At 72.5% G+C, this 19,477-nt stretch carries 22 protein-coding genes and 1 pseudogene; 3 read left to right on the top strand and 20 right to left on the bottom strand.

Annotated elements, in window-relative coordinates; translation table 11 throughout:
• Positions 1-44: 44 nt before the first annotated feature.
• The 16 genes and pseudogenes from ACRYCC_RS20380 to ACRYCC_RS20305 form a co-directional block, all read right to left on the bottom strand.
• Positions 45-1,244, bottom strand: a complete 1,200-nt coding sequence (locus ACRYCC_RS20380) for a hypothetical protein (protein ID WP_433814318.1) — start codon at positions 1,242-1,244, stop codon at positions 45-47.
• Positions 1,234-1,869 (bottom strand): DUF6084 family protein, encoded by a 636-nt coding sequence (locus ACRYCC_RS20375; RefSeq protein ID WP_433814317.1) that lies wholly within the window; start codon positions 1,867-1,869, stop codon positions 1,234-1,236. The genes ACRYCC_RS20380 and ACRYCC_RS20375 overlap by 11 nt, the downstream gene beginning before the upstream one ends.
• Positions 1,866-2,543, bottom strand: coding sequence for a DUF5947 family protein (locus ACRYCC_RS20370; protein WP_433814315.1), 678 nt, complete (start codon positions 2,541-2,543; stop codon positions 1,866-1,868). Before ACRYCC_RS20370 ends, ACRYCC_RS20375 begins: the two co-directional genes overlap by 4 nt.
• Positions 2,540-3,079, bottom strand: coding sequence for a NifU family protein (locus ACRYCC_RS20365; RefSeq protein WP_433814313.1), 540 nt, complete (start codon positions 3,077-3,079; stop codon positions 2,540-2,542). Before ACRYCC_RS20365 ends, ACRYCC_RS20370 begins: the two co-directional genes overlap by 4 nt.
• A gap of 4 nt (positions 3,080-3,083) precedes the next feature.
• Positions 3,084-4,871, bottom strand: coding sequence for a nickel-dependent hydrogenase large subunit (locus ACRYCC_RS20360; protein ID WP_433814311.1), 1,788 nt, complete (start codon positions 4,869-4,871; stop codon positions 3,084-3,086).
• The gene (locus tag ACRYCC_RS20355) at positions 4,868-5,953 is read right to left on the bottom strand and encodes an NADH-quinone oxidoreductase subunit B family protein (protein WP_433814310.1); all 1,086 of its coding nucleotides are present in this window, start codon (positions 5,951-5,953) and stop codon (positions 4,868-4,870) included. Before ACRYCC_RS20355 ends, ACRYCC_RS20360 begins: the two co-directional genes overlap by 4 nt.
• Complete coding sequence (locus ACRYCC_RS20350; protein WP_433814308.1) at positions 5,950-6,669, bottom strand: D-sedoheptulose-7-phosphate isomerase; 720 nt, start codon at positions 6,667-6,669, stop codon at positions 5,950-5,952. Before ACRYCC_RS20350 ends, ACRYCC_RS20355 begins: the two co-directional genes overlap by 4 nt.
• On the bottom strand, positions 6,666-6,878 hold the full coding sequence (locus ACRYCC_RS20345) for a HypC/HybG/HupF family hydrogenase formation chaperone (protein WP_433814306.1): 213 nt from the start codon (positions 6,876-6,878) through the stop codon (positions 6,666-6,668). The genes ACRYCC_RS20350 and ACRYCC_RS20345 overlap by 4 nt, the downstream gene beginning before the upstream one ends.
• Positions 6,875-7,495, bottom strand: coding sequence for a D-sedoheptulose-7-phosphate isomerase (locus ACRYCC_RS20340; RefSeq protein ID WP_433814305.1), 621 nt, complete (start codon positions 7,493-7,495; stop codon positions 6,875-6,877). Before ACRYCC_RS20340 ends, ACRYCC_RS20345 begins: the two co-directional genes overlap by 4 nt.
• A gap of 144 nt (positions 7,496-7,639) precedes the next feature.
• Positions 7,640-8,455: a DUF1295 domain-containing protein gene (locus ACRYCC_RS20335; protein WP_433814304.1), complete on the bottom strand. Its 816-nt coding sequence runs from the start codon at positions 8,453-8,455 to the stop codon at positions 7,640-7,642.
• A pseudogene (locus ACRYCC_RS20330) lies at positions 8,452-9,770 on the bottom strand (class I SAM-dependent methyltransferase). Before ACRYCC_RS20330 ends, ACRYCC_RS20335 begins: the two are co-directional and overlap by 4 nt.
• Positions 9,767-11,008 carry a class I SAM-dependent methyltransferase gene (locus tag ACRYCC_RS20325; protein ID WP_433814302.1) on the bottom strand — a complete coding sequence of 414 codons (1,242 nt, stop codon included), beginning with the start codon at positions 11,006-11,008 and terminating at the stop codon, positions 9,767-9,769. Before ACRYCC_RS20325 ends, ACRYCC_RS20330 begins: the two are co-directional and overlap by 4 nt.
• Positions 11,005-11,739: a DUF1365 domain-containing protein gene (locus ACRYCC_RS20320; RefSeq protein WP_433814300.1), complete on the bottom strand. Its 735-nt coding sequence runs from the start codon at positions 11,737-11,739 to the stop codon at positions 11,005-11,007. The genes ACRYCC_RS20325 and ACRYCC_RS20320 overlap by 4 nt, the downstream gene beginning before the upstream one ends.
• Complete coding sequence (locus ACRYCC_RS20315) at positions 11,733-12,977, bottom strand: NAD(P)/FAD-dependent oxidoreductase (protein WP_433814298.1); 1,245 nt, start codon at positions 12,975-12,977, stop codon at positions 11,733-11,735. Before ACRYCC_RS20315 ends, ACRYCC_RS20320 begins: the two co-directional genes overlap by 7 nt.
• A 116-nt stretch (positions 12,978-13,093) precedes the next feature.
• Positions 13,094-14,161 (bottom strand): NAD(P)H-dependent amine dehydrogenase family protein, encoded by a 1,068-nt coding sequence (locus ACRYCC_RS20310; protein WP_433814296.1) that lies wholly within the window; start codon positions 14,159-14,161, stop codon positions 13,094-13,096.
• A gap of 100 nt (positions 14,162-14,261) precedes the next feature.
• Positions 14,262-15,047, bottom strand: coding sequence for an SDR family oxidoreductase (locus ACRYCC_RS20305; RefSeq protein WP_433814294.1), 786 nt, complete (start codon positions 15,045-15,047; stop codon positions 14,262-14,264).
• A gap of 197 nt (positions 15,048-15,244) precedes the next feature.
• On the opposite strand from ACRYCC_RS20305, the gene ACRYCC_RS20300 reads away from it, so the two are divergent.
• Together ACRYCC_RS20300 and ACRYCC_RS20295 are read left to right on the top strand one after the other, a co-directional pair.
• Positions 15,245-15,736: a DUF2975 domain-containing protein gene (locus ACRYCC_RS20300; RefSeq protein WP_433814292.1), complete on the top strand. Its 492-nt coding sequence runs from the start codon at positions 15,245-15,247 to the stop codon at positions 15,734-15,736.
• Positions 15,736-15,957 carry a helix-turn-helix domain-containing protein gene (locus tag ACRYCC_RS20295; protein WP_433814290.1) on the top strand — a complete coding sequence of 74 codons (222 nt, stop codon included), beginning with the start codon at positions 15,736-15,738 and terminating at the stop codon, positions 15,955-15,957. The genes ACRYCC_RS20300 and ACRYCC_RS20295 overlap by 1 nt, the downstream gene beginning before the upstream one ends.
• A gap of 152 nt (positions 15,958-16,109) precedes the next feature.
• Here the strand turns inward: ACRYCC_RS20295 and ACRYCC_RS20290 are convergent, their stop codons facing one another.
• Positions 16,110-17,108 carry an ABC transporter ATP-binding protein gene (locus ACRYCC_RS20290; RefSeq protein ID WP_433814289.1) on the bottom strand — a complete coding sequence of 333 codons (999 nt, stop codon included), beginning with the start codon at positions 17,106-17,108 and terminating at the stop codon, positions 16,110-16,112.
• A gap of 365 nt (positions 17,109-17,473) precedes the next feature.
• Between ACRYCC_RS20290 and ACRYCC_RS20285 the strand changes: the two genes are divergently transcribed.
• Positions 17,474-17,707 carry a hypothetical protein gene (locus ACRYCC_RS20285; RefSeq protein ID WP_433814288.1) on the top strand — a complete coding sequence of 78 codons (234 nt, stop codon included), beginning with the start codon at positions 17,474-17,476 and terminating at the stop codon, positions 17,705-17,707.
• Positions 17,708-17,820: 113 nt separating this feature from the next.
• Here the strand turns inward: ACRYCC_RS20285 and ACRYCC_RS20280 are convergent, their stop codons facing one another.
• Genes ACRYCC_RS20280 through ACRYCC_RS20270 form a run of 3 tightly spaced genes read right to left on the bottom strand, consistent with a single transcriptional unit; the run spans position 17,821 to position 19,458 of the window.
• Complete coding sequence (locus ACRYCC_RS20280; RefSeq protein ID WP_433814286.1) at positions 17,821-18,558, bottom strand: thioesterase II family protein; 738 nt, start codon at positions 18,556-18,558, stop codon at positions 17,821-17,823.
• The gene (locus ACRYCC_RS20275) at positions 18,555-19,193 is read right to left on the bottom strand and encodes a GNAT family N-acetyltransferase (RefSeq protein WP_433814284.1); all 639 of its coding nucleotides are present in this window, start codon (positions 19,191-19,193) and stop codon (positions 18,555-18,557) included. Before ACRYCC_RS20275 ends, ACRYCC_RS20280 begins: the two co-directional genes overlap by 4 nt.
• Before the next feature lie 46 nt (positions 19,194-19,239).
• The gene (locus ACRYCC_RS20270; RefSeq protein ID WP_433814282.1) at positions 19,240-19,458 is read right to left on the bottom strand and encodes an MbtH family protein; all 219 of its coding nucleotides are present in this window, start codon (positions 19,456-19,458) and stop codon (positions 19,240-19,242) included.
• Positions 19,459-19,477 lie beyond the last annotated feature (19 nt).

The following is a 19,477-nucleotide window of genomic DNA, read 5'->3' as shown; positions in this document are numbered from 1 at the left end:
GCCGGCTCCGGCGGGCCCGGAGGCGCCGCCGGCCTCGCTCCGGTTCACAGCAGCTCCACCTCGTCCGGGGCGAAGTAGCGGAACCGGCCGGTGGCGGCGTTGAGGTCGGCCCCCGGGTCGTCGTCGATCGTGACGGCCAGATGCGTCGCCCCGTCGACGTCGCGCAGGACCGCCGCGACCGTGGCCGTACGGCCGTGCAGGAACATGTCCTGGACGTCACCGCGGCGCCGCCCGGGCCGGATGCGGACCTGTACGCCGCGGGACGCGATGCCGCCCGCCACCTCGACCCCGTCTGTGTCGGGGGACACCGAGCGGTCCGCGGCCGGATCCCACCAGGGCGTGGCGGGCACGTCGCCGGCCGGCTCCCGCGAGACCGTGCGGATCGCGCCGTGCAGCCGCTCGAGGATCTCGGGTGGGATCGTGTCCGCGTGGTCGACGATCGCGGCGGCCCGGGGGTCGGTGGCCCTGGCCTGGCGTTTCTCCTCGTCGGTCAGCGTCATCGTGCGCAGCACCAGCAGTTCGTCGATCTCGGTCGCGTCGCAGAGGTCGGCGGTGCTCTCCGGGGCGATCTCGGGGTGGTCGTAGAGAATGATCGGAGACGACAGCATGGTGTCCGCGCTGATCAGCACCGGCCAGGTGTGCCGGTTGCGGCACTCGGCCGCGGCGGCCGCCGCCCAGCCGGGCGGGTCGGTGAGCGACAGGAACCCGCCGTCCTGCACGGCGAGCAGCGTGTGCGCGGCGACCAGCGAGTGCCGCAGCATCTCCTCGCGCGGCCCGCCCCGCCAGGCGGTGCGGTTCTCGACCCGCACCCGGACCCGGAACAGCCGGTTCGGCCCCGGGACCGGTTCGGTGGCGACCTTGATGAGCCCCGTCAGCGGCCGGGTCCGCCGCGCGCCGGTCCCGGCGTCGGCGGGCAGGTCGAACGGGATCAGCCGTTCGGTGCCGGGGCGGAGCGGCGTGTGCGCGTCGATCTCGCGTACCGCGCCCTCGTCCCAGGGCGGCTCGCCCTCGCGGGTCCTGACCTGGAGGAAGCGCACCCGCAGATCGAGCGCGGGCACCTCCCCCGGCGTGACGAGGCACTCGGTCTGCGCGAACGAGGTCTCCGAGGGGTCCGCGCCGGGCGGTGCCAGCACCCCGAACTGCCAGCGCACCCGGTTCTTCGGCGCGGAGGCCCGGTAGGGGTAGAGGACGTACCCCTCCAGCAGCACGGCGTCGGCGACTCTGCGCGCGGCCTCAAAGCTCATCGGCCGGCACCTCCCTCAGCAGCGCGGTGACCGCCCCGTCCCAGGTGGGGATGGCCTGGCGGTGCTTGAAGTCCTGCAGCGCGTCCAGCGTCTCCCTGGTGAGCCGGAGCCAGCCGCCGCCGGGGAAGTACATCTCCATGAGGTCGCGCCACACCGCCACCGGCATGCGGTGGTGGCACTCCCGGTCCCAGGGGATCGGGGCGATGCCGTCGGGGGTGAAGACGGTGCCGCTGAAGAGCATCAGCAGCGGGATCTCGCCGTCGTCGAGGGCGTGGAAGTACTGCCCGGTGGCGACCTCCAGGTCGTACGAGCACGGCAGCGGGACGTCGACCTCGATCGAGCCGGTGAAGGCCGGCACCATGACCGGCAGCACGGCGAGCTGCAGCGGCTTGAGCGTGTCGCCCCAGCGGGCGCGCTCGCCGAACAGGCCGGCCAGCCGGATGGCCTCGGTGTCGGTGTAGTGGCGCCGGGCCGGCTCGATCCGCAGCTGGCAGCGCAGTGCGATGGCGCGGACCGGCCGCCCCGAGACCTCCCTGATCCGCAGCCGGAACACCAGCATGGGCGCCGCGGCGTACGGCTCGGCCCGGAAGCCGAGGCAGTCGAAGTCGAAGACGAAGTCGTTCATGGAGTGCGGCTCCGTTCTCGCAGCCGGGCGAAGAAGTCCTCGATCTCCTGCCATGCCTCGGCGCCGCCGGCGAACCCCCGCCAGTGCGTCCGGACCCGGCCGACCAGGTCGTAGCAGGCGTCGATGGGCACCAGATGACAGTCCACCCGGCCCTCCCGCCTGCGCAGCAGCAGGGCCTCCACGTCGGGTTCGGGGTCGGGGACCGCCGGGTTCGCGGCGAGGATCTCGCTCCAGACGCCGGCCGGCAGCAGCGACTCGGTGGCCCCGGCCGGGCTGGGGTAGAAGGCGGCGAACCGGTCGAGCGCCGAGTTGCGGAAGAAGAACGCCATGCCGACCGGGATCTGCAGCCGCTCCCACTGGTCGTCGGTGAGGGTGAACGACGGGTCGTAGAGGTAGCGGTCGGGTACGGCGCGCAGCCGTCCGCCCGCGCTCCCCTCCTGGGTGAACAGCAGGTAGCAGTGCCTGCAGGCGCACATCAGGCCGCGGATGTGCACGTCGACGAGGTGACCGTGCGCGGACCCGATCGGGCGGTCGCATATCTCGCAGCGCTCCCGCGCCGGCCGCTGCCCGGCCGGCGATGCGGCGGGCCCGGCGACCGGCCCGGCGGCCGGCGCGGCGGCGGGCGGCTCTGCGGGCGGTCGCCGGAAGCGGCGCAGGCCGGTGGCACCGCTCATGGCCGGAGCCCGTCCCGCAGCGGGGCGGGGCACTCGCGCGGCGGGCGCGGCAGGATCTGCAGCAGCGCGGGCTCGCGTTCGGCCCCGTCCACCCGGACCTCGGCCACTTCGGGCGCGGCGTCCAGGACGGCCCGCTCGATGGCGTCCCGCACGGTCGCCGCCGACGAGGGGCAACCGTCGCAGGCGCCCTCCAGCCGGAGCCGTACCACCCCGTCGTCTCCCACGCCGAGCAGCTCGACGCCGCCGGCGTGCGACCCGAGATAGGGCCGGACCTTCTCCAGCGCCAGGTGCACCCGGTCCGCGGTCGAGTGCGGATGCAGGTCGTGCAGGATCAGCAGGCTGGCCACCAGGTCGTCGGCGGCCAGCCGTTCGAGCTCGGCGGCCGGCAGCAGCCGGGTGATCCGGGTCAGCCCCTCGCCGTAGAGGTCGATCAGCAGCCGGACCAGCTCGTCGGCGCGCTCGCGTACGTCCGGCCGCCCGCCGAGCTCGGCCAGCAGTTCCTCGAGGCGCGACTCGGCGTCGCGGAGATCGGTCATCGGCTCAGGTCATCTCGCCGTAGGCCGTCGGGTTGTGCAGCTTCTGGCGCACCTGACCCGGGCCGACGTACATGTGCACGCCACACGGCAGGCAGGGGTCGAAGCTGCGCACCGTCCGCATGATGTCGATGCCCTTGAAGGTCTCCGGCGGGTTCTCCTCGAAGATCGGCGTGTTCTGGACCGCGTCCTCGTACGGTCCCGGCACTCCGTGGACGTCGCGGACGCTGGCGTTCCAGGGCGTCGGCGGGTACGGATGGTAGTTGGCGATCTTGCCGTTCCGGATGACCATGTGGTGGGACAGGACGCCGCGGACGGCCTCGGAGAACCCGCAGCTGATGGCCTCCTCCGGCACCGTGAAGGGCGCCCAGGTCTGGGTGCGCCCGGCGCGCAGCTCGGCCAGGCCCATCTCGACGAAGTGCAGGGCGATCGCGGCCGAGTAGGCCTGGAAGTAGGTCCGGGCCCGGTTGCGTTCGAGGGTGTTGCTGATCGGCTCCCCGTTGCGCCGGGGGATGTGCCACTCGAACGTCACCTCCGGCTTGGTGAGCGTGCGCGGCAGATTGATGACCACGCTGTGCCCGGTGGCCCGGACGTAGTCGTTGTCCACCAGGCCGGACAGGGCCGTCGACCAGAGCCGGGCGATCGGGCCGCCGCCGGTGTCGAGGGGCAGGTGGTCGGTGCCGTCGAACCAGCGCGGCGACATCACCCAGCTGTAGTTGCCGGCGAAGTCGCGCTTGGCCGGCCGCGGGATGGTGTGCTGGTTCCACGGGTGCCGCCGGTCGACCGGGTTGCCGAGCGGATCCCTGGTCACGAAGACGTCCTGCTCCTCCCAGTCCTGGTAGTAGGAGCTGCCGAGCAGGATCCGGATGCCGAGGTTGATGTCCACGAGGTCGTTGGTGACGAGCCTGCCGTCGACGATGACGCCCGGGGTGACGAACATCCTGCGGCCCCACTCCGACATGTTCCGGTAGTCGAAGTCGCAGTGCGCCGGGTCGTTGAGGCTCCCCCAGCAGCCCAGCAGGATGCGCCGCCGGCCGACCTCCTCATAGCCGGGCAGGGCGTCGTAGAAGAAGTCGAACAGGTCGTCGTGCATCGGCACGACCCGCTTCATGAACTCGACGTACCGCATGAGCCGCGACAGGTAGTCGGTGAACAGCTGTACGGAGGCGACCGTGCCCATCCCGCCCGGGTAGACGGTGGAGGGGTGGACGTGGCGCCCCTCCATGAGGCAGAACATCTCCCGGGCGACCCTGCTGACCTGCAGGGCCTCCAGGTAGAACTCGCCTTCCAGCGGGTTGAGCGACGACATGATGTCGGCGATGGTCTTGTAGCCGTGCGCGTCGGCGTGCGGAGCCTCGGTGCGTTTGGCCAGCTCCCACACCGCGGGGTTGGTCTCGCGGACCATGCGCTCGCAGTAGTCCACGCCGACCAGGTTCTCCTGGTAGATGTTGTGGTCGAACATGTACTCGGCGGCCTCGCCGAGGTTGAGGATCCACTCCCCCAGCGCCGGCGGCCGGGCTCCGTAGGCCATGTTCTGTGCGTAGACCGAGCAGGTGGCGTGGTTGTCGCCGCAGATCCCGCAGATGCGGCTGGTGATGAAGTGCGCGTCCCGGGGGTCCTTGCCCTTCATGAAGATGCTGTAGCCGCGGAAGATCGACGAGGTGCTGTAGCACTCGGCGACGGTCTTCTGCTTGAAGTCGATCTTGGTGTAGATGCCGAGGCTGCCCACGATGCGGGTGATCGGGTCCCACGCCATCTCGACCAGGCCGTCGCCGGTCCCGGTGCGCTCGGTCATCTGGACTCCCTTCCGGCCCACGAGGGCCGGTATCCGGTCGTCAGCCGCTCGCCCTTGTGGCGCCAGCGGGGCTCCTTGTCGACGGTCCTGAGCGTGACGCCGCGCAGCGCGCGGACGACCCCGCCGTACAGCGCGCTGGCCGTGGAGGAGACCCGCGCGCCGGGCGGCTCGTCCATGAACGGCATGAACTTGTCGGGGAAGCCGGGCATGGTGCAGGCGATGCAGATGCCGCCGACGTTCGGGCAGCCGCCGATGCCGTTCATCCATCCCCGCTTGGGCACGTTGCACTTCACGACCGGCCCCCAGCAACCCAGCTTGACCAGGCACTTCGGCGAGTCGTACTCCTTGGCGAAGTCGCCCTGCTCGTAGTAGCCGGCCCGGTCGCAGCCCTCGTGGACCGTCGCGCCGAACAGCCAGGTGGGCCGCAGCTTGTCGTCCAGCGGGATCATCGGGGCCTGGCCGGTGAGCTGGTAGAGCAGGTAGACGAACGTCTCCGACAGGTTGTCCGGCTGGATCGGGCAGCCGGGCACGCACACGATCGGTACGCCCGCCTTGGACTTCCAGTCCCAGCCGAGGTAGTCGGGCACGCCCATCGCGCCGGTCGGGTTGCCGGCCATCGCGTGGATGCCGCCGTACGTCGCGCAGGTCCCCGCGGCGACCACCGCGGTGGCCTTGGGCGCCAGCCGGTCCAGCCATTCGCTGGTGGTCATCGGCTGCCCGGTCTCCGGGTTGTTGCCGAACCCGCACCAGTAGCCTTCCGATTTGATCGACTCGTTGGGGATGGAACCCTCGATGACCAGCACGAAGGGGTCCAGCTCACCGCGGTCGGCCTTGTGGAACCACTGGATGAAGGTGTCGGCGCCCTGCTCCGGCCCGCTCTCGAAGTCGATGAGCGGCCAGTGCACCGCCAGCCTGGGCAGCCCCGGCAGTACTCCGAGGGCGATCTCCTCGATGCTGGGCTGGGCGGCCGCCGTGAGCGCCACCGAGTCGCCGTCGCAGCTCAGGCCGGCGTTGATCCACAGCAGATGGACCAGTGGCTCCTGGCTCTCCACGCTCTCGGTACGCGTCGCGGACTCGGTCATGGCACCTCGCCTCCCCACGCCGGGCAGCCTGCGGCTGCGACCTTCTGCTCCGCCATCGCCCGCAGCGTCAGCTCCCACAGCACGTGGTAGACGGTCGTCTGGGCCTCCTGGATGCGGTGCACCGAGGACGACGGGATGACGAACAGGTGGTCGATCATTTCGAGTTCGGTCAGCCGGCCACCGTGGTAGCCGGCCATGCCGATGGTGAGCAGGCCGCGCCGGGCGGCCTCCTCGAACGCCTGCACGACGTTCGGGGAACCCCCGCTGGTGGACAGCCCCAGTGCGATGTCGCCGGGCCGCCCGAACGCCGCGATCTGACGTGCGAACACGACATCGAACCCGATGTCGTTGGACAGGGCCGTGACGACGGCGACGTCACAGGCGAGGCACACCGCCGGTAGCGGCCGGCCCATCGGCGGATGCAGGAACGTGGCGGCCAATCCCTGCGCGTCGGTGCTGCTGCCGCCGTTCCCGAACGTGAACAGGCGCCCCCCGGCCGCGAACCGGCAGGCCATGGCACGGGCGCAGGCCGACAGGTCGGCCGCGTAGAGCCCGGCGACCTCCCGGCGCAGCCGTACGATCTCGGCCGCCTTGGCCGCGGTCGACCGGGCCGCCTCGGCCAGCACGGTGCCGGAGTCGCTCTCGTGGGCGTACAGGAACGGGTAGAGGTCCTGCATGCCGTCGGGGACGACCGGGACCTGCGGGTGGTCGGTCATCCGGCGTCTCCGATCACGGCGATGGCCTCTCCCGCGTGCACCAGGACGGTCGCGCCCACCGGGGCGTCGACGAGCGCGACGCTGACCTCCTCGGTGCGGCCCCCGGCGTCGACGACGGCGAGACCGCCGGGCAGCAGCGCCACGACGCGTACCGGCAGCGCCTCGTCGGAGCAGGTGACGCAGGTGCCACCAGCGCACTGGTCTTTCACACGACCACCTCCGGCCCGATGACGCCGGGCTGGTCGAGGAACACATGGACCAGTTCCCAGAGCACGTGGTAGATCGTGACGTGGACCTCCTTGACCACGAGGGGGTCGGCGGAGCGCACCACCAGCACGTGGTCCACCGTGGCCGGCTCCACGAGGTCGCCGCCGTCGCCGCCGAGCAGCGCCACGGTGAGCAGGCCGAGCTCCCGGGCGACCTCCAGTCCCCGGGCGACGGCGGCGCACCGCCCGTCCGACGACAGGCCCAGGGCGATGTCCGCGGCGGCGGCGAAGTGCCGCAGCTGATGGGCGTAGATCTCGGCGAGACCCGCCCGCGCCCCGATCCCGGTGACGCCGCCGCCGTCACCGGCCAGTGCCATGGCGGGCAGCGCCCGCTTGCCGACCGTGACCGGGTGCATGAACTCGACCGCGATGTGGGCCGCGTCGCTGCCGGCCGATCCGCTGCCGAACACCAGCAGCTTGCCGCCCCGATGGAACCGCGAGGCCATGTCCCGGCAGGCGAACGCCACGCGCCCGGCGTCGCCCGCGAGCTCACCGGCGCACTTCTCCCGCCGGGAGAAGGCGTCGGGCACGGCCGCCTCCAGATCGGGCAGCAGGCACATCGCGACACCCCCTCAGCGAGCTTCACTTTCCGTGATCACAACGCTACGCTGAGTGCTCCCCATGTCAACGCGGCGTCGGAAAGAGAACTGCCAAGAAAACTTTCCCGACGCTGCCCACCGGCTCGCCTCGCAGGTCCCGGTGGCCTACTCCTCCGGGCCCGGCCGGCGCGGGGGCCACGGGACGAAGCCGCTGGTACGCGCCGCGTAGCCGGCATAGCCCGGGCGGGTGCGCTCCATGCTCCGCTCCAGCAGCGGCTTGCCGGTGCCCCTGGCCAGCAGCCAGGTCATCAGCACCGGGGACAGGACGGTCAGCGCCCCGGGCCACTGGTCGCAGGCGGCCAGGAAGATCCCCCACCAGACCAGGGCGTCGCCGAAGTAGTTGGGGTGGCGGGTGTAGCGCCACAGCCCGCCGTCCATGACCTCGCCGCGGTTGGCCGGATCACCGGTGAACCGGGCGAGCTGGAAGTCCCCGACCGTCTCGAAGAGGAATCCCGCCGCCCAGATCAGCGCGCCGACCAGCAGCAGCCGCCCGGCGGGCCCGCCCGCGTACATCGCCACCTGCACCGGCAGCGAGACGAACCACAGGACGACGCCCTGCGGGAAGTAGACCTTGCGGAGGGCGTACCGGTTCCGGTCCCCCGGAGCCCGGCTCAGCAGTTCCTCGTAGCGCCGGTCCTCGCCCTTGCCCCGGGAACGCCAGGCGACGTGCGCGGCGAGCCGTACGCCCCAGACCACGGTGAGCGCGGTGATCAGCCACCGGCGGGATCCCTCGGCCTGACCGGCGGACGCCGCGCACGTCACCAGCGCCACCGCGGCGAACCCCAGGCCCCACGCGACGTCGATGACGCTGTGCCGGCCGGCCCGCAACGCGACCGCGTAGGTGATCGCCAGGACCACGGCGACGGTGACCGCCGTCAGCGGCAGGTTCCACAGGAACGGTGCGAGGGCGAAGGAGCTCATCGCCACCCCTCCCGGTCCGCCGGAGTCCCGCCGACGCCGGTGCCGGTGCCGTCCCCGCGGCCGCCGGAGGCCCGGCGCACGGCCAGGATCTGGTCGACGCCCATCCGGCCCTCCTCGAAGGCGAGCGCACCGCCGACCAGGTACAGCCGCCACACGCGCGCCGTCTCCCTCCCCACCAGGGCGACGATCTCGTCCCAGCGCGCCTCGAACGTGGCATGCCACCGGCGGACGGTGCGCACGTAGTGCTCGCGGAGGGCGTGGACGTCCCGGACCTCCAGCCCGGCCCGCTCGATCAGCGCGACGGTCTCGCCCACCGGGCGCATGTGCATGTCGGGGGCGATGTGGTTCTCGATGAAGGCACCGCCGCCGGGAGCGCGCCCGGCCCGCGACATCTGCTGGACCAGCACCCGGCCGCCGGGGCGGACCAGCCGGTGCAGCGCCGCCGCGTAGACCGGGTAGTCGTCCCGGCCGACGTGCTCGCCCATCTCGACCGACGCGACGGCGTCGTAGGGGCCGTCACCGGGCTCGGCGCGGACCTCCCGGTAGTCGCGCAACAGGACCTCCACGTCGAGCCCGGCGGCCCGCTCGCGGGCGAGCCCGGCCTGCTCGGCGGACAGGGTGACCCCGGTGGCGTGCACGCCGTACTCACGGGCGGCGTGCACGATCAGGGAGCCCCACCCGCAGCCGACGTCGAGCAGCCGCATGCCGGGCCGCAACCGAGCTTGCGGCAGATCAGGTCCAGTTTCGCGCGCTGGGCCTCCTCCAGGGTCATGGCGTCGCGGGCCCAGTAGGCGCACGAGTAGGCCATGGCGGGATCGAGGATCAGCGCGTAGAAGTCGTTGGACAGGTCGTAGTGGTGCGAGATCGCCGCGCGGGCCCGCCGCGCGCTGTGCGGCCGGCCGGACAGCCGCGCCTGGGTGGCGGGGCGCGCCGGGGGCGGGCCGACCACGCCCAGCGCCAGCGCGGCGCGTACGGCGCCGGCCACCAGCCGGGGGGTGGGCCGTGGCCGCCGTCCGGCGGTGGCGGCGCGCACCCGGCGCAGCCCGTCGGCGAGGTCGCCCTCCACGTCGAGCTCGCCGGTGACGTACGCCTGGGCGACGCCGAGCTCGCCGGGGTTCCACAGCAGCCTGCGCAGGGCGTCGCGGGAACGCAGCACCAGTACCGGCCCGCCGACGGGGCCGAGCGTGCTGCCGTCCCAGGCGCGCAGCCGGACCGGCGGCGCGCCGCCGAACAGCCCGTGGACCACCGGCTCCAGCAGGCGGGCCACGCCGCCGGTCCGGGTGGCGTCGGCGGGAGTGCGGGTCGTGGCGGTCATCGTGGATCCCCCTGTCGGGTCAGCAGGAACTGCTGGACGTCGAGGTAGCCGGACCGGAAGCCCGCCTCGGAGTAGGCGAGATAGAGCTCCCACATGCGGCGGAAGGTGTCGTCGAAACCGAGTCCGGCCACCTCGCCGGCGGCGGCGAGGAAGCTCCGCCGCCAGAGCCGGAGGGTCTCGGCATAGTGCGGGCCGAAGGCGAACCGGTCCGCGACCCGCAGTCCCGCCGACTCCGCGCTCTCCCGCACCGCCTGGGCGGACGGGATGAGCCCGCCGGGGAAGATGTACTTCTGCACCCAGGTGTAGGTGCCGCGGGAGGCCGTCATCCGGTCGTGCGGCATCGTGATCGACTGGAGCCCGGCCCGGCCGCCGGGGGCCAGCACCCCCTCCAGCGCCCCGAAATAGGCGGGCCAGTGCCGCGCGCCCACGGCCTCGACCATCTCGATGCTGATGACCGCGTCGTACCTGCCGGTGGCCTCGCGGTAGTCGCACAGGTCGACGGCGACCCGGTCGGCCAGGCCCGCCTCCGCGACCCGGCGGCGCGCCAGGTCCCGCTGCTCGGCCGAGAGCGTGACGGACCGGACCCGGGCGCCGCGCGCGCCGGCCCGGACGGCGAGCGCGCCCCAGCCGGTACCGATCTCCAGCACCCGCGAGTCCGGCCCGACCCCGGTGAGGTCGAGCAGCCGGTCGATCTTGCGGTACTGGGCGGCCGCCAGGTCACCGGCGATGACCCCGCCCCCGTAGTCCACGTCGAACAGCGCCGCGGAGTAGGTCATGCTCTCGTCGAGGAACGCCGCGAACAGCGCGTTGGACAGGTCGTAGTGCCGCTGGACGTTGCGGCGGGCCCCCTCGATCGTGCCGTCGTCGGCGGGCGGCGGGCGCCGGACGGCCAGCGGCCGCAGCCGCTGCAACCGCGGCGGCACCAGCGTGGCCATCCGGGTGGCGAAGGCGGTGAGCAGGCCCGGCAGGTCCGGGGACCGCCAGTCGCCCGCCATGTAGGACTCGCCGAACCCGATCAGCCCGTCGGCTCCGAGCCGCGCGAAGAAGGGCCCCGGCCGCACGATCCGCATCTGCGGGCCGCCGGCGCCGAGCACGGCGCCGGGCAGCAGCACGGTGACCGGCAGCCCGGTCACGGCCCGGGTGAACAGCCTCCGGGCCACGGTCGCCCGGATCCGCGACCCGGGAACCACCGCGAGCGCGGGCCAATGCCGGGCGTCGTTACCCAGGATGGTGGTCATGCTCGTTCTCTCTGCTGGACGCCGGCGGGAACGCCGGCCGACGGGCGGGGGACGATCGGAAGGCCGCGGAGGTAGAGCCGGATGCCCTGCAGCCGCATCCGGGCGGCGGCGGCCAGCGGTGCCGCCGGGTGCCGCAGCGCCATCCCCAGCAGGGCCCGGCGGGTGGCCGGCCGGCCACGGCCGCGCAGCCCCGCGACGAAGGGGCGCTCGCCGTCACGGTGCAGGGCGATCGTGAGGGCGAGGTCGGCCGCCGGGACCGGCAGGCTCATCCGGTAGGCGCCCTCGACCGGGTAGAACGGCGAGACGTAGAACTCCTTGGCGGTCCGGGCCCGGCCGGCGGCGTCGGGGCGCAGCAGGTAGCGGTGCCGTCCGCCGTACGTGTTGTGCACCTCGGCGACCACGCAGGCGAGCGCACCGCGGGGGTCGTGGCACCAGTAGACGGTCAGCGGGTTGAACACGTGCCCGAGCACCCGGGCGTTGGTGAGCATGAGGATCCGGCCGCCGCGCAGGTCCACCCCGTGCCCGCCGAGGAAGTCCTCCAGGTTGGCGCGGATGGTGCGGCGGGGCGAGCCCGCGTGGTCCCGGGACTCGAACGAGGCCAGCAGGCGGTTGCCGGGCAGCGCGTCGAGGTCGACCAGCCAGAGGTAGGTGCCATAGCGGAACGCGTTGCGCACCGGCCCCGGCCGGACATGGGTGACCACGCACTCGTACAGGGCGGGGACGGTCACCATCGCTCCCCCAGCGAGCGGGCGGCCTCGACCCCGGACCGGCACCCGTCCTCGTGGAATCCCCAGCCGTGGTAGGCGCCCGCGTAGGCGACGGTGCCGTCGTTCAGCGCGGGCAGCCGCCGCTGTGCGGCGACCGAGGCCCGGGTGAAGACCGGATGCTCGTACGCCATCCTGGTGATGACGTGCTCGTCGGGGACGTCGCCGTTGAGAGTGACCAGGTAGGGGCCCGCGTCCAGCCGCTGGAGCCGGGTCAGGTCGTAGGAGACATGTGCCCGCCCGGCCGCGTCGCAGGAGGCCATGGCGTAGTTCCAGGAGGCCCGGGCGGCCCTGGCCCGGGGCAGCACGCTCTCGTCGGTGTGCAGCACCGTCGCGTTGCGGGAGTAGGTGAAGGCGCCGAGCACCTCGCGTTCGGCCGGGGTCGGATCGGCCAGCAGCCGCAGCGCCTGGCCGGGGTGGGTCGCGACGACCGCTCCGTCGAAGTGGCGCGCCCCGCCGTCGCCGTCGCGTACCTCGACGCCGGTCGCGAGCCGCCGCAGCGCCCGCACCGGGGTGGCGGTGAGCACCGCGCCGAGCCCTTTGGCGACCCGCTCCACGTAGCCGCGGGAACCGCCGGTGACGGTCTTCCACTGCGGCGCCCCGGTAACCGACAGCATCCCGTGGTTGGCCAGGAAGGCGAACAGGTATCGGGCCGGGTAGCCGCCCGCCGCCGGCGGCCCGCAGGACCACACCGCGGAGACCAGCGGGATCGCGAAGTGCCGGACGAAGTACGGCGAGAACCGGCCGGCGCGCAGGAACTCCGCGAGCGTACGGCCGGAGTCGGGTCCGGCCAGCAGGGCGCGGGCGCGGCGGTGAAAGCGCGGGATCTCGGCGAGCATCCGCAGGTAGGCGGGCCTGACCAGGGAACCCGGCCGCGCGAACAGCCCCGCCGGGCCGCGGGCTCCGGCGTACTCGAGGCCGCAGCCCCGGCAGCTCACCGACATGCTCATCTCGGCGTCCTGCGTGGTGACGCCCAGTTCGCGGAAGAGCCGTACGAGCTGCGGGTAGGTGCGTTCGTTGTGCACGATGAAGCCGCTGTCGACCCGGTGCGCGCCCAGGTCGTGGGTGTGCGCGTGGCCGCCGAGCCGGTCGTCGGCCTCGTACAGCGTGATGTCGCAGGACCGCCGCAGGACGTGGGCGGCCGTCAGCCCGGACACGCCCCCGCCGATGACCGCGATCCGCCGCCGAGCGCCCACGACACCCATCAGGCCCCCTTTACCTCACCGTTGCCCGTCGCTTCCTTCTTCGGAGCGGAAGGGCGCCGCGGTTTGGTCAGGGGGCCTGCTGTGTGTCAGCTCACACTCGCACCCACGTCGTCAGGTCAGCGGATCAGGCCACGGCCCGTCACCAGCGGCAGGTCCAGCGCGCTCAGCAGGCCGGGCGGGGCCTCGACGACGGCCGGCACCGCGTTCACCAGGCGCATCGCGGTGGCCTTGAGACCCGCCGTGTTGTGGTCACCGTCGGTGCCCAGCAGCTGCAGGTCGAGCGTGTAGTTGGGCTCTCCGGTCACCACCACGCGGTAGCAGCCGGCGCCGGCCGGCCGCGGCCAGTCCGGCCCGAGGTCGTCGCGGAGCCGGGTGACGTGCTCCAGCACGATGACCGGGCGCCCGTTCACGATGCCGCGCACCTCGAACCGCAGGGCCGCCGCGGTGCCCTTCTCGATCGGGCCGGAGGCGACCTGGAAGGTCTCCGGCGCGGGCAGCCGGGTGAACCACTCCTCGACGCCGTCGAGCTCCACCCCCAGCCCTGCGGCGAGCTGCCGGACGACGCTGCCCCAGGCCATCGTGAGCACCCCGGGCTGCAGCAGCATCGGAATGTCGTCCAGGGGCCGGCCGAACCCCATGATGTCGAACAGCACCGTGCCCTGGTCGTACGTCGCGTAGTTGAGCACCTCCAGGCAGCGCACCTCCTCGATGCGCTCGCTGATCGAGGTGAGCGACAGCGGCAGCCAGTCGTTGGCGAAGCCGGGGTCGATGCCGTTGACGAAGATCGAGGAGTTGCCCTCGGCGGCCGCGGCCCGGATCGGGTCGGACATCTCCGCCGGCACCACCCCGTCGGGGAACTGCAGGAACACCGGGCTGCTGGAGACCACGTTGGCGCCGGAGCGAAGGATCATGGCCAGGTCCTCGAGCGCCTCGAAGATCCGGACGTCGGCCATCGCCGTGTAGACCACGCAGTCGGGCCGCAGTGCCAGCACCGCCTCCGCGTCGCCGGTGGCGGCCACACCCAGCTCCCGGCCGAGACCGGCGAGCTCACCGGCGTCCTTGCCGACCTTGGCCGGGTTGGACACCCAGACCCCGGCCAGCTCCAGATCCGGACGGGCATCGATGCCGGCCAGCGCGTGCCGGCCGACGTTGCCCGTGCTCCATTGCACGACGCGATAGGTCACTGCGGGCTCCTCTGCTTCGGATCCGGCGGCGCCGGAGGGACGGCGGTCGGCCTCGGGCCGGCCCGAGGCGACTCGGGCGGGCACGGGTCCGGGAAACGGTCTACAGGTCGGGAAGGCCCAGGTCGAGGTTTGGCGCGTCGATGCCGCCGTCCACTTCGAGCACCTTGCCGGTGACGTACGATCCGGCCGGCGAGACGAGATAGAGCACCGTGGCGGCGATGTCGTCGGGGTCACCGATCCGGCCCAGCGGGGTGTTGCCCTCCATCTGGGTGCGCAGGTCGTCGTTGGTCATCACGATGTCGAGGGCCGAGGTCGCCACCGAGCCCACCGCGATGGCGTTGATCCGGACCTTCGGCGCCAGGTCGAGCGCCGCCAGTCGGGTGTAGTGCGCCAGGGCCGCCTTCGCGGTGCCGTACGCCAGGAAACCGCGCCCGCTCACCCGGCCCATCACCGAGGAGATGTTGACGACGGACCCGCCGGTCTCCAGCAGGTGCGGCACGGCGGCGCGGGTCAGCGCGTGCGCGATGCCGACGTTGAACTGGAACGCGTTCTCGAGATGCTGCGGCTTGGTGTCGAGGAACGCCGCGGGCATCGTGCCGCCGACGTTGTTGACCACGATGTCCAGCCGCCCGAACGCGTCCTTCGCCGCGGCCGCCAGGCCCGCCGCCGCGTCCAGGTCGCTGAGGTCGGCGGGCACCACGTGCGCCCGCCGGCCGGCCGCCTCGATCTCGTGGGCCACCTTGTGGAGCTGTTCCTCGGTGCGGGCCGAGATGACCACGTCGGCACCGGCCTGGGCCAGCGCGACGGCGGTGGCGGCACCGATCCCCCGGCCCGCGCCGGTGACCACCGCGACCCGGTCGGTGATGAGGAAACGGTCCAGGATCATGGCTGTGCCTCCGCGCTCGACTGCACGCCCACCCTAGAGGTGAACTAGAACACGTTTCAATCCTTTCCCAGGGGCCGTCGCACTACCGACTCGTCGGCGCTGATCCACTGGGGCGTACAGCCCACCCTCCGCCCGACCCTTGCCTCATCTATCGAAATTCGATAGATTCCCATCGTAAATCGATGGGAGGACGGGTCATGGGAAAGCTGACAGTGCATGCGCTGCGGGCCGTGCTCGCGCTGGTGCTCACCGGCACCGTGTTCGTGCAGGCAATGATGGTGTGGGTGTTGATCAGCGGCAACGACCCGGAGGACGGGTCGCTCCCGCTGACCCCGCTGCGCGTGATCACGATTTTGGGCATGGTGTCGGTCCAGGTCGCCCTGGTCTGCATATGGCGGCTGGTGACGATGGTGCGACGCGGAACCGTGTTCTCCCACACCGCCTTCCGGTACGTGGACGTCATCATCGGCGCGATCGTGGCGGCCGCCCTCGTGTGGTTCGCGGTCACGGCCATCAATGCGCCGGGCCAGCGGGACGACCCGGGCGTCACCCTCATCATGGGCGGGATCGGCGTGGCCATCCTGGGGGTCGCGCTCATCGTGCTCGTGCTGCGGATGCTGCTCGCCCAGGCCGTCGCGCGCGACGTCGAGGCGGCGCAGTTGCGGGCCGAGCTGGACGAGGTGATCTGATGCCGATCACCGTCGACATCGACGTGATGCTGGCCAAGCGGAAGATGTCCGTGGGCGAGCTCGCGGACCGCGTGGGGATCACGCCCGCCAACCTGGCGGTACTCAAGAACGGCCGCGCCAAGGCGGTGCGCTTCGCGACGCTCGCCGCGCTCTGCGAGGTGCTCGAATGCCAGCCGGGCGACCTGCTGCGCTGGCAGGCCGAGGACGGCGCGGGCGGATGAGGTGCCCCAGGGCGGGCGTGGAACGCCTGGCACCACCGGCCCGTGCCGCGGCCCGCATGGACGGAGCGGCCGGGGCCACGGGCCGCAAATTCACCTGCTCGCCGCCGCGACCACCTCTCCGGCCTGACCCTGGCCGGCGACGCTGATCCGCTTCACTGCGGGCTCTGCCGTTCACCGGTGAGGCGGTCCCAGTCCCGGTACCAGTCGCGGCCCTGGTCGTCGATGAACGACCCGGGCGGGGCCTGCACCCCGTGGGCGTGCAGCCACTCCCCCGGGGGCCGCATGGAGGCCCGGCGGCGGCCGTCGGTCGGCATGAGCTGCGGGGGGATCGGCGCCGGTCGTACGTGCGGATCCGCTCCCTCCCCCTCGGCGGCCAGTTCCGCCTGGTCCTTCTCCTCGGCCATGCCGATGGGTCCCTGCCTGCGCGCGTTGAAGAACTGGTTGACCGCCGGGTGGTGGCTGGAGAGGATCATCTCCCGCGGCCCGAACATCACCAGGCCGCGGCGGAACAGCAGGCCGAGGTTGTCCGGCAGCACCCGGGCGGTGTTGATGTCGTGGGTGACGATGAGGAAGGTCGCGCCGGTCTCCGCGTTCAGGTCGACGAACAACTGGTTGAGGTAGGACGTGCGGACCGGGTCGAGGCCCGAGTCCGGCTCGTCGGCCAGGATGATCTCGGGATCCAGCACCAGGGCGCGGGCCAGCCCGGCCCGCTTGCGCATCCCGCCGGAGATCTCACCGGGCAGCTTGCCCTCCGCTCCGGCCAGCCCGACCATCTCGATCTTCTCGCCGACGATCCTCCTGATCTCGCTCTCGCTCCTCCGGGTGTGCTCGCGGAGCGGGAAGGCGATGTTGTCGTAGAGGTTCATCGAGCCGAACAGCGCGCCGTCCTGGAAGAGCACGCCGAACTTGCGCCGCATCCTGTACAGGTCGTTCTCGCGCAGCCGGGGGACGTCGCCGTCTCCGACGAACACGTGCCCCCGGTCCGGCCGGATCAGGCCGACGAGCGTCTTGATGAACACCGACTTGCCGGTCCCCGACGGGCCGAGCAGCGCGGATATCTCGCCCGCCGGAATGGCGAACGACACGTCCTCCCAGATCACCTGGCGCCCGAACGACTTCCTGAGCCCCTCCACCCGGATCTCGACACCCATCGGTGCCTCCCTGACGGCGGGCCCGCCGGCGGGAACCTCCGCGCCGCTGTGGCCGGGCCCCCGCTCGTTCCGACTGTACGTCCGGATCGCACGCTTGAGGGGGCCCAGTGACGCGGCGCGGGTCAGGTGTTGAACAGGTCGGCGGACCCGGCGGCGTCCTCGCCCGCGCCCGAGCGCCCGAAGTACTTGCGGCGGTACACCCAGATGTCGATCTTCATGACGCAGAGGCAGAGGATCGCGCGCCGCCCCTCTCCTGGTCTCCTTCCGGGTGTCAGGTGTGGCGGCACGCGGCAGCGGGAAGCGTGGACGGCAGGCGGGTCCGCTCGGCCCGGGGACCGGCTTTCGCAGGTGAGAGGACGGTGGCGATGGATGCCGACGACTCCAGGGCCGCGCTCGAACGGGAGCTGCGGCAGGTGGAGGCCGATGTGGCGGAGCTACGGCGGACGGCCGCCGAGCTGCGCGAGCAGGTCGGGGAGATCGGGCCCACCGATGCGGTGGAGCGGTCCGCGCTGATCGGCCAGGCCGAGGAGCAGGAGAACCTGGCGGCCGAGCTGGAGGGCCGGCGCGACGAACTGCGGCAACACCTCGGCCTGGAGTGAGGCGCGGTCGCCCGGATCCCCCGGGCCCCCCGTCGAGCTCCACGAGCCGGGCCGCCGCCTCCGCCCGGCCGGCCGCCCGGCCGGGCCGGCCGCCGGTCAGGGAACCGGCCGGGTCAGGAAACCGGGACGCCCAGGCCGCGCAGGACGGTGTCCAGCACCGCGGCCTGCTGCGGCACCAGGAAGAAGTGGTCGCCGGGGAACTCCCGCAGGGCGAACTCACCGTCGCTGATCTCGGACCAGCGGGCCATCCGCGCCTGGTCGACATGCGAGTCGGACATTCCCACCAGAGCGGTGACCGGGGCCTTCAGCCGCGGGCCGGGCCCGTGCCGGTAGCCCTCGATGAGCCGGAAGTCGTTGCGCACGTAGGGCAGCACCAGCTCGCGCATCTCCGGGTCGGCCAGCAGCTCCGCGTCGGTGCCGCCCAGCTTCGTCATCTCGGCGACGAGGCCGTCGTCGTCGCGCTCCGCGACGTTCTCGTACTCACCGCGCGCGTGCGGGGGGCGGGCACCGGAGACGAACAGGTGGGTCGCGGGAGTGCCGCGTCCCTCCAGGATCCGGGCCACCTCGTAGGCCAGGACGGCACCCATGCTGTGCCCGAACAGCGCCACCGGCCGGTCCAGCAGCGGTCCCATGGCGGCGGCGACCAGGCGGGCCAGCCGGCCCGCGTCGGTGACGAACGGATCGCGCATCCGGTCCGCGCGCCCCGGGTACTGCACGGCGTGCACCTCGACGGCCGGGGTGACCGCCTTGGCCCAGGAGCGGTAGAAACCCGCCGAACCGCCCGCGTGCGGGAAGCAGAACAGGCGGATCGAGGCCCAGGGCCGCGACTCCGGGCAGCGGAACCAGCTCATTCGGGGTACTCCTCCACTAGCTGGCGGGCCAGGCGCGGGTCGCCGGGCAGCGGCCAGGGGGCGACCCGGGGGTCGGGGACCGACTTCGGCCCGGTCTTCTCGGTGGCGACCTTGAACCCGCGCTTGACGTAGTTGGCCATCGCGCTGGGATGGTCGAGGGTGCTGGTCTGCAGCCAGACCCGGGTGGCCGGGCCGGTCTCCTGCGCCCAGAGCTGCCCGCGCTGCCAGGCCCGGCGGACGCACTGCTCCACCAGGTACCCGCCGTACCCCTTGCCGACGAACACCGGGGTCAGGCCCACCAGGTGCACCTCGGTGTCCCCGCCCGGCTGGGCCTCCAGCTCGAAGAAGCCCGCGATGGTGCCCTCCGCCCAGGCGATCCAGGTGCTCAGCTCCGGCCGTACGACCCACCGCTGCCAGTCGTCGAAGCTCCAGCCGAACCGGTCGGTCCAGCACACCCGGGCGCCGACCGCCGCGTACAGCGCGCGGTTGATGTCCGGCGAGGGGACCATGGCACGGCTGAACGACATCTCCACGCCGGGCAGCGGCGCGCGGCGCAGGTCGGCGGGATCGCGCATCTCCATGGCCCACTCGGTCACGGTGATCTCGATGCGCTGTGAGACCGGTGACGCCGCCACGGTCCTCACCTGCGGTCCCCCCTGCACGGAATGGCTGCTGACAGGCTCAGGAGGCGGCCGGGTCCATGGCCTCGATGAGGCTCTTGGGCCGCATGTCGGTCCAGACCTCGTTGATGTGGTCCAGGCAGGCCTGCCGGGTGTCCTCGGACTTGGCGACGGTCCAGCCGGCCGGGATCTCGGCGAAGGACGGCCACAGCGAGTACTGGCCCTCGTCGTTGACCAGTACGAGGTAGGTACCGTCGTTGTCCTCGAAGGGGTTCGACATGGAGGCCTCTCTACGGGTA

Source organism: Actinomadura scrupuli (assembly GCF_050971785.1).
Classification (GTDB): domain Bacteria; phylum Actinomycetota; class Actinomycetes; order Streptosporangiales; family Streptosporangiaceae; genus Actinomadura_E; species Actinomadura_E scrupuli.
The sequence above is the reverse complement of the archived record's forward strand: the minus strand, read 5'-3'. Positions and strand labels throughout refer to the sequence as shown.

Excerpts from the sequence above, each read along its gene's own strand:
- ACRYCC_RS20315 (WP_433814298.1), bottom strand. The coding sequence starts at position 12,977 with ATGGGTGTCGTGGGCGCTCGGCGGCGGATCGCGGTCATCGGCGGGGGC.
- ACRYCC_RS20365 (WP_433814313.1), bottom strand. The coding sequence starts at position 3,079 with ATGACCGATCTCCGCGACGCCGAGTCGCGCCTCGAGGAACTGCTGGCC.
- ACRYCC_RS20285 (WP_433814288.1), top strand. The coding sequence starts at position 17,474 with ATGGATGCCGACGACTCCAGGGCCGCGCTCGAACGGGAGCTGCGGCAG.
- ACRYCC_RS20360 (WP_433814311.1), bottom strand. The coding sequence starts at position 4,871 with ATGACCGAGCGCACCGGGACCGGCGACGGCCTGGTCGAGATGGCGTGG.
- ACRYCC_RS20350 (WP_433814308.1), bottom strand. The coding sequence starts at position 6,669 with ATGACCGACCACCCGCAGGTCCCGGTCGTCCCCGACGGCATGCAGGAC.
- ACRYCC_RS20380 (WP_433814318.1), bottom strand. The coding sequence starts at position 1,244 with ATGAGCTTTGAGGCCGCGCGCAGAGTCGCCGACGCCGTGCTGCTGGAG.
- ACRYCC_RS20305 (WP_433814294.1), bottom strand. The coding sequence starts at position 15,047 with ATGATCCTGGACCGTTTCCTCATCACCGACCGGGTCGCGGTGGTCACC.
- ACRYCC_RS20295 (WP_433814290.1), top strand. The coding sequence starts at position 15,736 with ATGCCGATCACCGTCGACATCGACGTGATGCTGGCCAAGCGGAAGATG.
- ACRYCC_RS20320 (WP_433814300.1), bottom strand. The coding sequence starts at position 11,739 with ATGGTGACCGTCCCCGCCCTGTACGAGTGCGTGGTCACCCATGTCCGG.
- ACRYCC_RS20370 (WP_433814315.1), bottom strand. The coding sequence starts at position 2,543 with ATGAGCGGTGCCACCGGCCTGCGCCGCTTCCGGCGACCGCCCGCAGAG.
- ACRYCC_RS20270 (WP_433814282.1), bottom strand. The coding sequence starts at position 19,458 with ATGTCGAACCCCTTCGAGGACAACGACGGTACCTACCTCGTACTGGTC.
- ACRYCC_RS20340 (WP_433814305.1), bottom strand. The coding sequence starts at position 7,495 with ATGTGCCTGCTGCCCGATCTGGAGGCGGCCGTGCCCGACGCCTTCTCC.
- ACRYCC_RS20290 (WP_433814289.1), bottom strand. The coding sequence starts at position 17,108 with ATGGGTGTCGAGATCCGGGTGGAGGGGCTCAGGAAGTCGTTCGGGCGC.
- ACRYCC_RS20335 (WP_433814304.1), bottom strand. The coding sequence starts at position 8,455 with ATGAGCTCCTTCGCCCTCGCACCGTTCCTGTGGAACCTGCCGCTGACG.
- ACRYCC_RS20375 (WP_433814317.1), bottom strand. The coding sequence starts at position 1,869 with ATGAACGACTTCGTCTTCGACTTCGACTGCCTCGGCTTCCGGGCCGAG.
- ACRYCC_RS20325 (WP_433814302.1), bottom strand. The coding sequence starts at position 11,008 with ATGACCACCATCCTGGGTAACGACGCCCGGCATTGGCCCGCGCTCGCG.
- ACRYCC_RS20300 (WP_433814292.1), top strand. The coding sequence starts at position 15,245 with ATGGGAAAGCTGACAGTGCATGCGCTGCGGGCCGTGCTCGCGCTGGTG.
- ACRYCC_RS20355 (WP_433814310.1), bottom strand. The coding sequence starts at position 5,953 with ATGACCGAGTCCGCGACGCGTACCGAGAGCGTGGAGAGCCAGGAGCCA.
- ACRYCC_RS20280 (WP_433814286.1), bottom strand. The coding sequence starts at position 18,558 with ATGAGCTGGTTCCGCTGCCCGGAGTCGCGGCCCTGGGCCTCGATCCGC.